This window comes from Mycobacterium sp. UM_Kg27, assembly GCF_000972905.1.
Taxonomy (GTDB): domain Bacteria; phylum Actinomycetota; class Actinomycetes; order Mycobacteriales; family Mycobacteriaceae; genus Mycobacterium.
The window spans coordinates 1-11,013 of record NZ_JRMM01000137.1 but is presented as its reverse complement, the minus strand read 5'-3'; the positions used below and the strand labels follow the sequence as shown (position 1 = coordinate 11,013).

The window sequence follows — 11,013 nt, the reverse complement described above, 5'->3', positions numbered from 1 at the left end:
TCCTCACCAGCGAGCTGCCGGCCTACCTGGCCTCGGAGTACGGCGTGAGCCAGAGCCGCAACGCCGCGGTCGGCCTGTCGATGGCCGGTGCGTCGGCGCTGACGCTGGCGATCTACCACCCCAACCAGTTCACCTACGCCGGCTCGCTGTCGGGTTACATCAACCCCTCGGACGGCAAGAGCTGGATCGGGCTGGCCATGGGTGACGCCGGTGGTTACAAGAAGGAAGACATGTGGGGCCCGGACGACGACCCGGCCTGGCTGCGCAACGACCCCACGGTCAATGTCGGCAAGCTGGTCGCCAACAACACCCGGCTCTGGGTGTACTGCGGCAACGGTCGTCCGAACGAATTGGGCGGCGACAACATCCCCGCCACGTTCCTTGAGGGCAACTTCATGATCGGCCAGAACAAGAAGTTCCAGGAGCTCTACACCGCGGCCGGTGGCAACAACGCGGTGTTCAACTTCCCCGACTACGGCACCCACAGCTGGGAGTACTGGGGTCAGCAGCTGCAGGCCATGAAGCCTGACCTGCAGAGCCACCTCGGTGCCACCGGTGGCAGCTAAGCCCCGGAATCGAACGCAGCGTTAGTACTGGGCCCCATCCGCTCGCGGATGGGGCCCAGTACTTTCCCCACAGGGGGTTACCCTGCTGGCGCGGACGTGATTTGATTGCCCGCATGCAGGGTTCGGCGACAGTTCATATGGCGGCTCCGGCCGAGCGGATCTGGGATCTGGTGGCCGACGTCCGCAATATCGGGAAGTTCTCTCCGGAGACCTTTGAGGCTGAATGGCTCGACGGCGCTGACGGCCCCGCGGTGGGCGCACGATTCCGCGGACATGTGCGGCGCAACGGGATCGGTCCGGTGTACTGGACCACGTGCCGGGTCACCGAGTGCGAACCGAATCGGGTGTTCGGCTTCGCGGTGCTTGCCGGCGACCGTGCGGTGAACCGCTGGCGTTACGAACTCACACCCACTGCGGATGGCACCGACGTCACTGAATCGTTCCAGCTGGCCAATTCCTTCCTCACCACCGTGTACTACTACCTGTTCGGTGGTTTTCTGCGGCAGCGCAACAACATTCGCGATATGCGCCGCACCTTGGAGCGAATCCGCGACGTGGCAGAACAGGGCTGACCGGTTAGTTCAGACTGTCCGGGTCAGCCAGCGGAAGCAACAGGAACGACGGGGTGGGTCCCCCCTGGTGCAGCTGGTAAAGGCCGCCCGCCAACGCCTCCCGTGCCGGTGCGTTCGGCACCAGGTGCGGGAAGTCGTAGGTGGTCACAGTCAGTCGCAGTCGGTGCCCCGGCGCGATCAACGCCGCGGTCGGGAAGATCTCGATGTCATAGCGCGTCAGCTCACCGGGCTGCACAGGTCGCACCGCCGCCCGGGTGCTGATGTGGTGCGGGCGCAGCACAGTGCCGTCCGGCAGATACCACGTACGTTCGGGATCCAGCTCTCGGTGCGAGCCGAGTAACGCGCCCATCGTGAGTGGACGGCTGACCCCCTCGGGTGCCACATCGTCGAGGTGAGCGACCCACAGTGTCTCGGTGGTGTCGGCCGTCGCGTGCACGCTGAGTGTGATCGGACCGGCGAGCAGGGTCGGTGAGTCGAACGCCTCGGTGGTGTAGGTCAGCGCTCCCCGTTGAACCCGGCGGTTGTCCTGGTCATGCCGGGTACGGCCGCCGGCCGACGTGGTGACAAAGCTGTTGAGCCCCAGCGACCACTGCTCCAGACTGCGCCCCGACATGGGTCCCCGCGAGCGGTATGGCAGCGCGGCAAGGCTCTGCTCGCTCGGAACTTCGGGCACCAAGCGTCCGGGCTGCGCAAGGTACAGCGGAGTGGGAGTCGCCTGCGGAATCGGGTATTCGCGAGTGTGATACCAGCGCCTGTCGCCGATGGCCTGGAAGGTCAACGGCGAGCCTGAGAAGGCAGCCGTCGCATCGTCTTTCAGCCAATAATCGAACCAGCGCATTTGTAGATCCTGCATCCGCAGCCCACCGAAATCCGAGACGTGGTACCACGGACCCATCAGGAGCCTGACCCGATCCGTCAGCGACTGCCCCGGCTGCATCGGGGCGCTCACCGGCCGGCCGGTGGCGGCGTTCTGCAGCGCCGCGTAGTTCAGCGGCGCTCCGCGCTGGAAGGCGTCGTGCCAGCCGCCGACCAGAAAGACGGCCACCTTGTTGGCGGCGATCTGCGCGAGCACCCGATCGGGCCGCATGGTTTCCCATACCGAGCCGTCATAGGCGGCGTCACCGCCGCTGCGGGCCTCCTCGGTCAACGGTCCGAAAAAGCTGCGCTGGTCTTTGCCGCGCTGGCGGACCGCTGCGACCCCGCCCGCCCGCGGTCGGGGATGTCCGCCGGGGGTGACAAACTCCAGCGCCGGGTTGATCAGGTTCAGCAGCGAGTAGACCGCGCCGTAGCCGCGGACCGCAGGCAGGTGCAGAACGCCGCCCATTGTTGCGACGTCGCGATAGAAGTCGTTGGCTGCCATAACCGGAAAAACTGCCTTCAACGGCGAATCCGGGCCCACCGCGGCCGCGGTGAACAGTTGGTTGATCGCCAGATAGGAAATCCCGAACATGCCTACGCGGCCATTGGAATTCGGCAGCGTCGATGCCCAGGTGACCAACTCGGCACCGTCTCGGGCTTGATCGGCACACAACATCGCGAATGATCCGCCGGAGGCCCCCGTTCCGCGAACGTCGACCATCACCTCGATGTAGCCCCGCCGGATCAGCCGCGGGGTGGGACCACCGCCGATCTGCGCGGCCGGTGGTGGCGCCAGCTTGCCGTAGGGCGTCAGCGCCAACAGCACCGGAAACGGCCCAGCGGCGGGCTCACCGGTCTCGATCACGGTGGGGTAATGCACGTCGGCGCGCAGCACGACACCGTCGCTCATTTCCACAGCGACATTGCGCCGAACCCCGACGCCGTAGCGCGCGGGGGGCGGGGCCCACTCCGGGCTCAACGGCGACGGGCTGCTCTGGCGAGCGCGCACGGCCGACCCAGATTTCCGTAGTGCGACACCGGCGGCCCCCGCCACAGCGGCTCCCGTAAGCAGCCATCCGACTCTTCGCACCGTCCGCCGATCAGCCATGCCCAGACTCTAAACTCCGCACCCGTCCCGCTCGGGCACCTGTGTGGCGCCGGCGTATATTCCGGCGTGTCATGTGCTTCACCGGAAAGGGGCATCGACGTGCCGGCTGACGTCAAACACATCGTCACCGAGATGTGGCGGGCACTGTCGAATCGTGACTGGGACGCGGTGAAACCCTTTCTGGCCGAAGACTGCATCTATGTCGACATGCCGGTGGGCCCGGCCGCGGCCGCCCGCGGTCCGCTCGACATCGTCAAGCGCCTCAAGATCGGTCTGGAGCCGCTGGCCGGATACCAGAACCATCCGGGCCTGCTGGTCGCCGAAGGCGCCGACGTGTTCTACGAGCACTCTGAAACGTGGAACTGGGCCACCGGCGAGACCGCACTGCTGCGCTTCGTGACGGTGCACAAGGTGATCGACGGGAAAATCGCGCTGTGGAAAGACTATTGGGACATGGCCGGCCTGACGGCCCATGCGCCGTCGACCTGGCTGGAAGACTTTGCCGAGGCCGACATGTCGTGGATGTTCGACGCCACCGGCCTTATCTGAGTCGGTATCAAGCCCTGCTGGGCAGGGTCAGTGTGCAGGCCTGTCCGATGTCCAACGTGCGCAGCAGCCGCCCCATGCCGAGCCAGAGTGCGCACGACAGTGCGAGGTCGGCCACCAGTTCGTCACTGAGATGCTCGGCGCAGCGCGACCAGAAGTCCTCGTCGTCACGGAGCCCGGTGTGGTCCGTGGCGAAGCGATGGGCGAACTCGGCGGCCAGCCGCTCCTGCGGGCTGTAGCCCGGCCAGGTGCGCCACTCCGAAACGTGCTCGTAGAGGTCCTCGTCGACCCCGGCAGCCGGGCCGTCGGCATCACGGGTGTTGGCGCATACCGTGCACTCGTTGTCGAAGGCGATCACCATCCGGGCCAGCTCACGGGTGCGCATCGGCAACCGGCCCTTGTTGTAGACCGCTGTACTGAATCCGCCGATTCCCGCTGCCAGGTCAGGTGATTTGACCATCCAGCCCATTACGTCGTCTGCGGCGAACGCCCCGATTCGGCTCATATTCAGCGATGCTAGCGGTTAACGGTGGGCAGTGCTGCTGAACTCCGCCGACTCCCCCGCATCGTCGGGATCGATGAGGGCCCGGCGAGCGATCCGCTGTAGCGCAGCGGAAACCTCGGCGCGATCCGGGCGGCCCTCGAATCCGGGCGAACGGGCCAGTTTGTCGACCACCCAATCCTCTACCAGCGAGGACACGAACCCGACCTGCCGCAGACCGGCCCGGGTGAGACCGAGGTGATCGCCGTCGCGCAGCACATAGCCTTGAGACACCAGCTGATCGACTGTGGGTTCGAGGATCTCGTAGGGCACGCGTAGGCGCTTGCCGATGTCACTGAGCCGCGCGGTCCGAAATACCTGCGTGTACCGGTAGATCCGCAGCACCGTCCAGAGCCCGGCGACGTCGAGCTGGCAGTCCGGCCGCAGTGCGATGGAGCGCAGCCGCATCCCCGGTTCGTTGTGCAGCAGTCGCCCGACCGCGCTCTCCAGCAGATCGTCCGACGACGCGTTGGTGGGCATGCCGAACCCGTCACCCAGGTCGACCGCACTGTCGCGCAGCTCCTTGAGCGGGACCTCGCGCAGGAACAGGGCCAGCACGAAGCCGAGCAGCGCGACCGGCGCGGCGCACCAGAACACCTGCCCGAGGGAGTCGGCGTAGGCCGCCACGATCGGCTCCGCCTGCTGCGGCGACAAGCGGTGCACCGCCTCGGGCGAGTCGGCCGCACCGGCGGCCAGTCCGGCGCTGTTCAGCGCCGGACCGAGCCGATGGCCCAGGAAGTTCACGAACAACGACCCGAACACGGCCGCACCGAATGAGCTGCCGATGGTCCGGAAGAACGTGACCCCGGAGGTGGCGACGCCGAGGTCGGCGAAATTCGCGGTGTTCTGCACGACGAGGACCAGCACCTGCATCGACAACCCGATACCGGCACCCAGGATCACCAGGTAGGCCGACTGCAGCAGCGCCGGCGTGGCGGCGTTCATCTGCGACATCAGCGCGAACGCGATCGTCATCAGCGCGGTGCCGACCACCGGAAAGATCTTGTAACGGCCGGTCCGGCCCACCAGGGCGCCGCTGCCGGTGGAGGTCACCAACATACCCACCACCATCGGCAGGGTGCGCAGGCCCGAGGTGATCGCCGAGACACCGTCGACGTACTGCATGAAGGTGGGCAGGAAGGTGAGCGCGCCCAGCATCGCGAAGCCGACGACAAACGCCAGCACACAGCAGACCGCGAACACCGGGTCGGCGAACAGCCGGGTCGGCAGGATGGGCGCAGCGGCCCGACTCTCCACCCAGACGAATAACGCCAGTGCCACCACCGAGCCGCCGAACAGCCCGAGGATCGCCGCTGATCCCCAGGGGTAGCGGCTGCCGCCCCAGCTGGTGGCCAACGTCAACCCGGTGGCGCCCAGCCCGATCAGGACGATTCCGGCGTAGTCGATGACCGGCTTGGCGCGGCCCGCCAGAGCCGGGATGGCGATGCCGGCCACAATCAACACCACCACTGAGATGGGCAGATTGATCCAGAACGCCCAACGCCAGGTGAGGTAGTCGGTGACGTAGCCTCCCAGCAGCGGGCCGATAACGGTGGTGACCCCGAAAACCGCTCCCAGCATGCCCTGATAGCGGCCCCGGTCGCGCAGCGGAATGACTTCGCCGATGAGTGCCGCGGCCGTCACGGTGACGGCGCCCCCACCGATACCCTGCAGCGCCCGCGCGCCGACAAGCATCCCCATCGAGGCGGACAGTCCGCACAGCACCGATCCGGCGACGAAACACAACACAGCGGCCTGGAACACCCGTTTGCGGCCGAGCAGGTCGCCCAGCTTGCCCGCCAGGATGGTCGCGATCGTGGACATCAGCAGGTAGCTCGTGACCACCCACGACTGGTGCCCGGCGTTACCCAGGTCCGACACGATCGTCGGCAGGGCGGTCGCCACGATGGTCTGGTCGAGTGCGGCCATCAGCAGGCCGAACACAATCGCCAGGAAGATCAGGTTGCGGCGGTGCGGACTGACCGGCGCGGGTCGCACCTCATCGGCGACCGGCGTCGATGCGGTCATAGTCGTCTTCCGTCCGCGGTGGACGCTAGATCAGTGGCAGCGACGTCACGAGAGCGGCGACCCGGCTAGGTCGATCACGACGGCGGGCGGGAGACGCACTGTGCGGAGTACAGCGCCTCGCCGAGCTTGTCCATCAGCTCCAGCTGGGTTTCCAGGTGGTCGATGTGAGATTCCTCATCGACGAGGATGGTCTCGAGAAGCTTCGCGGTGGTGCTGTCCTGCTTCTCGCGGCACATCACGATGCCGGGACGCAAGCGGTTGAGCACATCGATCTCCAGCGCCAGGTCGCTCTCGAACTGTTCGCGCAGGTTCTGCCCGATGCGCAGCGACCCGATGCGCTGATAATTCGGCAGGCCACCGAGCAGCAGAATCCGATCGGTGACCGCCTCAGCATGGCGCATCTCCTCCATCGACTCTTCGCGGGTGTGGCCGGCCAATTCGGTGAAGCCCCAGTTCTCCTGCATCTTCGCGTGCAGGAAGTACTGGTTGATCGCGGTGAGCTCGCTGGTCAACTGCTCGTTGAGCAGTTTGAGAACCTCCGGGTCGCCTTGCATGATCTCTCCTCTGATGTGAAGAACCTCGCATGCCGGCCGCGACGGACGGGGCTTGAATCATCGCCGTAACGCGCCAAATTCAATCTAGTGCAGGCCACCGCCCGCAGTGGGGTGTTTACCCGCGTCTCGGCGCGTCGAATCGCCGCACCCGCCTTGCGGTCGTCGGGCGAACTCGGATCGCCATCGGCTACGGACCAGTGCAAGGTGCGCTTTACTTAGGTTAGACTCTACTAACATGAGACTCGTTTCGCCCGACAATCGTGTCGGCATTTCGGGCAGCGACACGTCTCACCGCCACGGTCCGCATTCGCTGGTGCTGGCGTTGGACTACCGAGTAGACGACGTGGGCCGGACCTGGTCGCTCATTGAGCGGGATCATTCCCCGCTTGTCGACCTGGGCGCCCGCCATGCGGTGCTCTACACCTCGCAGTTCGAGCCGAACCGGGTGCTGGTGACGATCGGCCTGCGGCACCGGGTCTCCGTCAAGGAGCTGTTGCGCTCCCCCGCGGTCTTCGAGTGGTTCGACAGCTCCGGGGTCAACGATCTGCCCGCGATCTTCGCCGGCGAAGTCACCGAGAAGATCAACCTGGCCCAGCCCGGTGACGAGCAGAACGGCTCGCCGGTGATCGTCGGGGCGGTTGCCACCGTCGCCGACCCCGCGGACCTGATGGCCAAAGTGCATGCCGGGTTGGACCGGTTCTCCGACGCCGGAGTGCGCAAAGTGTGGGTGTATCAAGCAGTCGACGACGGGCACGAGGTGATGACACTGCTGGAAATCGACAGTGCGGCAAGTGCACAGCGATGGATCGACCACCCGGACACCGCCGCGGAGTGGATGTCCGGCATGGAAATCGGTGGGTACCCCCGGCCCTTCGTCGGGAGCTTCGCCACCTCGGTCGATCTGATGGCGCCCGCAGGCGAGGGTCGGTAGGGGTATCGCATGTACGTATGCCTGTGTGTCGGAGCCACCAATCAGATGGTGTCGGACGCCGTCGCCGCCGGGGCGTCGACGTCGAAAGAGGTTGCCGCGATGTGCGGGGCGGGGGGCGACTGCGGCCGGTGCCGCTGCACCGTCCGGGGCATCATCGAGGCGGCCCTGGCCGCGACACCCACCGCGGCCGACAACGGAGGACTGCGGCGCCTCGCGCTGGACATCAGCCCAGTCGGATCACACTGATTCGCCGCCCCGCCGGCCGGTGAAGGCGGCCAGCGCATCGGCGTTGGCCTGGCCACCCAAGAGTTCGGCGAAGAACGCGTTCTCCCGCTCGACCGCGGCCAGGGTCTGGGCCCGCGTCGGCTCAACCATCGCGCTCTTGACCGCCATGAGACTCGAAATAGGCCGGGATGCAAGAACTTCCGCATGCCGGCGGGCCTCCTCCTGGAGCCCCTCCGGCTCGCACACCGCGAAGACCAAGCCCATCCGCAGCGCCTCGTCAGCGGAGATCCACTCCGAGGACATCAGCAGCCAGGCCGCGTTCTGCCGTCCCATCAATCGCGGAAGCAGGTAGGACGAGGCCGCCTCCGGGGCCACCCCCAGGCTGGTGAACGGACACTTCAGCCTGGCGCTCGATGACATGAACGCCAGGTCGGCGAAGCCCAGGATCGTCGTTCCGATCCCTAGGCCGAGTCCGTTGACCGCGCAGATCAGCGGCTTCGGGAATTGCCCCAGTGCGGCGATAAGACCGCGGAAGCCGTGTTTGCCGGGCACGAAATCCGGGTCGGTCACCATGGCCTGCATCTCGGACAGGTCGGTACCGGCGCTGAACGCCCGGCCCGCCCCGGTGATCACGACCACCGCGACCTCGGGGTCGTCGGCCGCGGCAAACAGCGCCTCGGCCGTGGCGTCGTAGAGCGCCTCGTTGAACGCGTTGAGCGCCTCGGGGCGGTTCAGCGTGAGAGTCCGAACCCGGTTCTCGTCTTCGATCGTCAGGATCACCCGTGCAGCCTAAACGCCGCCCCCGGCCCGCGACCGCGCCGCTACTCAGACCAGCTCGACCTGGTGGCCGGCGGCGACGACGCGGCCGATGATGCCTGCCAGCCGCCGATAGGACTCGTCGCGTCCACTGGAGCTGCGGAACACCAGCCCGATCCGCCGGCCGGGCGCCGGCGGCGCGAAATAGGCCAACGCCAGTCCATTGCGCTCGGCCTCAACCGCCACCGCGGTCCGCGGAATCAACGTCACCCCCAGCCCACCGTTGACGCACTGGACCGCGGTGGCCAGCGACGCCGCACGCGTGGTGGCCAACTCTGCGCGCACCCCTGCGTTGCGGCAGATCTCCAGGGTCTGATCGCGCAGACAGTGCCCCTCATCGAGCAGCAGCAGCGGTAAGTCCGCGAGCGCGGTCGGCGGCACCCGACGTTTGCCGGCCAGCGCATGGCCCGGCGGCAGCGCCAAGACGAAATCCTCGTCGTAGATCGGTATTTCGGCCAACCCGGCCCCCTCGGCGGGCAACGCCATCAGGGCCGCGTCGACCGCGCCCTCCCGCAGCCCGGTGAGCAGCCTTTCGGTCTGGTCTTCGATCACTCGCAGATTCAGATCCGGCAGATGTTCGGACAATCCGGCCAGTACGGCGGGCAGCACATACGGCGCCACCGTCGGGATCAGGCCCAGCCGCATGGCACCCTGCAGCGGGTCGGCTACCCCGGCGGCGGCCGCCGAGAACTGCGTCGCCGCGTCCAGTACTGCGTGGGCGTAAGGCAGCAACTGCTGACCCTCGGCGGTCAGGAAGACCCGCCGGGTGGAGCGCTCGATCAGTTGGACGCCCAACCCGGATTCCAGTGACGACAGGGCCTGCGACAGTGTCGACTGGCTCAGACCCAGCCCGGCCGCCGCCAGGCTGAAGTGGTGCTTCTCTGCCACCGCGGTGAATGCCCGCAGGCCGGCGAGCGTCGGCTGATAGCTTGCATCGGTCATGCCGATAATTATAGTGCGTGGCATCACCTTTTATTTTTAATTCAGATAGGGCACGATGGAGCATGCGGGCGTCGAACGCGCCCCGAATGCAGAAATCTCATCTCACAAGGAGTGTCATGGCACTGTTGACTATCGGCGAGCAGTTCCCGTCCTACCGGCTCACCGCCTTGATCCCGGGCGACCTGTCGAAGGTCGACGCGAGCGGGCCCGACGACTTCTTCACCACCATCACCAGCGATGACTACGCCGGCAAGTGGCGCGTGGTGTTCTTCTGGCCCAAGGACTTCACCTTCATCTGCCCCACCGAGATCGCGGCGTTCGGCAAGTTGAACGACGAGTTCGCCGACCGCGACGCCCAGATCCTCGGCGCCTCGACCGACAACGAGTTCGTGCACTACAACTGGCGCGCCCAGCACGAGGACCTCAAGACGCTGCCGTTCCCGATGCTCTCGGACCTCAACCGCGAACTGGTGACCGCGACCGGTGTGCTCAACTCCGACGGCGTCGCCGACCGGGCCACCTTCATCATCGACCCCAACAACGAGATTCAGTTCGTCTCGGTGACAGCGGGTTCGGTGGGCCGCAACGTCGACGAGGTCCTGCGGGTGCTGGACGCACTGCAGTCCGACGAGTTGTGCGCCTGCAACTGGAAGAAGGGCGAGGCGACCCTGAACGTCGGCGAGCTGCTCAAAGACTCGCTCTGACCGCAGCCGTAGGAATCGCGCTCGCGGTGATGTCGAGCGCCAGGATGAGGAGGAACAGCGCCAATGAGTATTGAGAACCTCAAGAACGCGATCCCGGAGTACGCCAAGGACCTCAAGCTCAACCTGGGTTCGATCGCCCGCACCACGGTCCTGAACGAAGAGCAGCTCTGGGGCAGTCTGCTGGCCGCTGCCGCGGCCACGCGCAACGCCACGGTGCTGGCCGAGATCGGGGCCGAGGCCGCCGACAACCTGTCGGCGGAGGCCTATCAGGCCGCCCTGGGCGCCGCGTCGATCATGGGCATGAACAACGTGTTCTACCGCGGTCGGCACTTCCTGGACGGTAGCTACGACGACCTGCGGCCCGGGTTGCGGATGAACATCATCGGCAACCCGGGGGTCGACAAGGCCAACTTCGAACTGTGGAGCTTCGCCGTCTCGGCCATCAACGGCTGCCAGGCGTGCGTTGCCTCCCACGAGCAGGTCGTCCGGGAGGCCGGCGTCGGCCGCGAAGCGGTGCTGGAAGCTCTCAAGGTCGCCTCGATCGTGGCCGGGGTGGCGCAGGCGGTCTTCGCCGCCGGCGCCGACCCCACCGCTTCGTAGGCGGTTTGGTCCCTATCGGCGC

13 protein-coding genes are annotated in these 11,013 nt (G+C 66.6%); 7 read left to right on the top strand and 6 right to left on the bottom strand.

Annotated elements, in window-relative coordinates:
* Both LI94_RS17745 and LI94_RS17740 read left to right on the top strand, forming a co-directional pair.
* Positions 1-566 (top strand): alpha/beta hydrolase family protein (locus tag LI94_RS17745; protein WP_046302016.1); only part of this gene is annotated, 566 nt, incomplete at its 5' end.
* A gap of 113 nt (positions 567-679) precedes the next feature.
* Complete coding sequence (locus LI94_RS17740; RefSeq protein ID WP_024443734.1) at positions 680-1,138, top strand: SRPBCC family protein; 459 nt, start codon at positions 680-682, stop codon at positions 1,136-1,138.
* Between the two features lie 4 nt (positions 1,139-1,142).
* Here LI94_RS17740 and LI94_RS17735 read toward each other — a convergent pair whose 3' ends face one another.
* Complete coding sequence (locus LI94_RS17735; RefSeq protein ID WP_046302014.1) at positions 1,143-2,906, bottom strand: CocE/NonD family hydrolase; 1,764 nt, start codon at positions 2,904-2,906, stop codon at positions 1,143-1,145.
* Positions 2,907-3,203: 297 nt separating this feature from the next.
* Here LI94_RS17735 and LI94_RS17730 point away from each other — a divergent pair, with 297 nt between their 5' ends.
* Positions 3,204-3,653, top strand: coding sequence for a nuclear transport factor 2 family protein (locus tag LI94_RS17730; RefSeq protein ID WP_024443736.1), 450 nt, complete (start codon positions 3,204-3,206; stop codon positions 3,651-3,653).
* 7 nt (positions 3,654-3,660) lie between these two features.
* Here the strand turns inward: LI94_RS17730 and LI94_RS17725 are convergent, their stop codons facing one another.
* The 3 genes from LI94_RS17725 to bfr form a co-directional block, all read right to left on the bottom strand.
* The gene (locus tag LI94_RS17725; protein ID WP_024443737.1) at positions 3,661-4,155 is read right to left on the bottom strand and encodes a carboxymuconolactone decarboxylase family protein; all 495 of its coding nucleotides are present in this window, start codon (positions 4,153-4,155) and stop codon (positions 3,661-3,663) included.
* Between the two features lie 18 nt (positions 4,156-4,173).
* The gene (locus LI94_RS17720; protein WP_024443738.1) at positions 4,174-6,219 is read right to left on the bottom strand and encodes an MDR family MFS transporter; all 2,046 of its coding nucleotides are present in this window, start codon (positions 6,217-6,219) and stop codon (positions 4,174-4,176) included.
* A gap of 74 nt (positions 6,220-6,293) precedes the next feature.
* Positions 6,294-6,773 (bottom strand): bacterioferritin, encoded by a 480-nt coding sequence (gene bfr, locus LI94_RS17715; protein ID WP_024443739.1) that lies wholly within the window; start codon positions 6,771-6,773, stop codon positions 6,294-6,296.
* A gap of 235 nt (positions 6,774-7,008) precedes the next feature.
* Here bfr and LI94_RS17710 point away from each other — a divergent pair, with 235 nt between their 5' ends.
* Both LI94_RS17710 and LI94_RS17705 read left to right on the top strand, forming a co-directional pair.
* Entirely contained in the window at positions 7,009-7,704 is a 696-nt protein-coding gene (locus tag LI94_RS17710) for a hypothetical protein (RefSeq protein WP_024443740.1), read from the top strand.
* Between the two features lie 9 nt (positions 7,705-7,713).
* Positions 7,714-7,950 carry a (2Fe-2S)-binding protein gene (locus LI94_RS17705; RefSeq protein ID WP_046302013.1) on the top strand — a complete coding sequence of 79 codons (237 nt, stop codon included), beginning with the start codon at positions 7,714-7,716 and terminating at the stop codon, positions 7,948-7,950.
* On the opposite strand, the gene LI94_RS17700 is transcribed toward LI94_RS17705, so the two are convergent.
* Together LI94_RS17700 and LI94_RS17695 are read right to left on the bottom strand one after the other, a co-directional pair.
* Positions 7,942-8,709, bottom strand: a complete 768-nt coding sequence (locus LI94_RS17700) for an enoyl-CoA hydratase-related protein (protein ID WP_046302012.1) — start codon at positions 8,707-8,709, stop codon at positions 7,942-7,944. The two genes, LI94_RS17705 and LI94_RS17700, sit on opposite strands and share 9 nt — an antisense overlap.
* 45 nt (positions 8,710-8,754) lie before the next feature.
* The gene (locus tag LI94_RS17695) at positions 8,755-9,687 is read right to left on the bottom strand and encodes a hydrogen peroxide-inducible genes activator (RefSeq protein WP_024443743.1); all 933 of its coding nucleotides are present in this window, start codon (positions 9,685-9,687) and stop codon (positions 8,755-8,757) included.
* Positions 9,688-9,803: 116 nt separating this feature from the next.
* Here LI94_RS17695 and LI94_RS17690 point away from each other — a divergent pair, with 116 nt between their 5' ends.
* Together LI94_RS17690 and LI94_RS17685 are read left to right on the top strand one after the other, a co-directional pair.
* Entirely contained in the window at positions 9,804-10,391 is a 588-nt protein-coding gene (locus LI94_RS17690; RefSeq protein WP_024443744.1) for a peroxiredoxin, read from the top strand.
* Between the two features lie 63 nt (positions 10,392-10,454).
* Positions 10,455-10,991 (top strand): carboxymuconolactone decarboxylase family protein, encoded by a 537-nt coding sequence (locus tag LI94_RS17685; RefSeq protein WP_024443745.1) that lies wholly within the window; start codon positions 10,455-10,457, stop codon positions 10,989-10,991.
* The last annotated feature ends 22 nt before the right edge of the window (positions 10,992-11,013 follow it).

Bases quoted from the DNA above. Each gene is read 5' to 3' on its own strand.
- LI94_RS17735 (WP_046302014.1), bottom strand. From the start codon at position 2,906: ATGAGCGACGGTGTCGTGCTGCGCGCCGACGTGCATTACCCCACCGTG.
- LI94_RS17710 (WP_024443740.1), top strand. From the start codon at position 7,009: ATGAGACTCGTTTCGCCCGACAATCGTGTCGGCATTTCGGGCAGCGAC.
- LI94_RS17705 (WP_046302013.1), top strand. From the start codon at position 7,714: ATGTACGTATGCCTGTGTGTCGGAGCCACCAATCAGATGGTGTCGGAC.
- LI94_RS17740 (WP_024443734.1), top strand. From the start codon at position 680: ATGCAGGGTTCGGCGACAGTTCATATGGCGGCTCCGGCCGAGCGGATC.
- bfr (WP_024443739.1), bottom strand. From the start codon at position 6,773: ATGCAAGGCGACCCGGAGGTTCTCAAACTGCTCAACGAGCAGTTGACC.
- LI94_RS17695 (WP_024443743.1), bottom strand. From the start codon at position 9,687: ATGACCGATGCAAGCTATCAGCCGACGCTCGCCGGCCTGCGGGCATTC.
- LI94_RS17690 (WP_024443744.1), top strand. From the start codon at position 9,804: ATGGCACTGTTGACTATCGGCGAGCAGTTCCCGTCCTACCGGCTCACC.
- LI94_RS17720 (WP_024443738.1), bottom strand. From the start codon at position 6,219: ATGACCGCATCGACGCCGGTCGCCGATGAGGTGCGACCCGCGCCGGTC.
- LI94_RS17685 (WP_024443745.1), top strand. From the start codon at position 10,455: ATGAGTATTGAGAACCTCAAGAACGCGATCCCGGAGTACGCCAAGGAC.
- LI94_RS17725 (WP_024443737.1), bottom strand. From the start codon at position 4,155: ATGAGCCGAATCGGGGCGTTCGCCGCAGACGACGTAATGGGCTGGATG.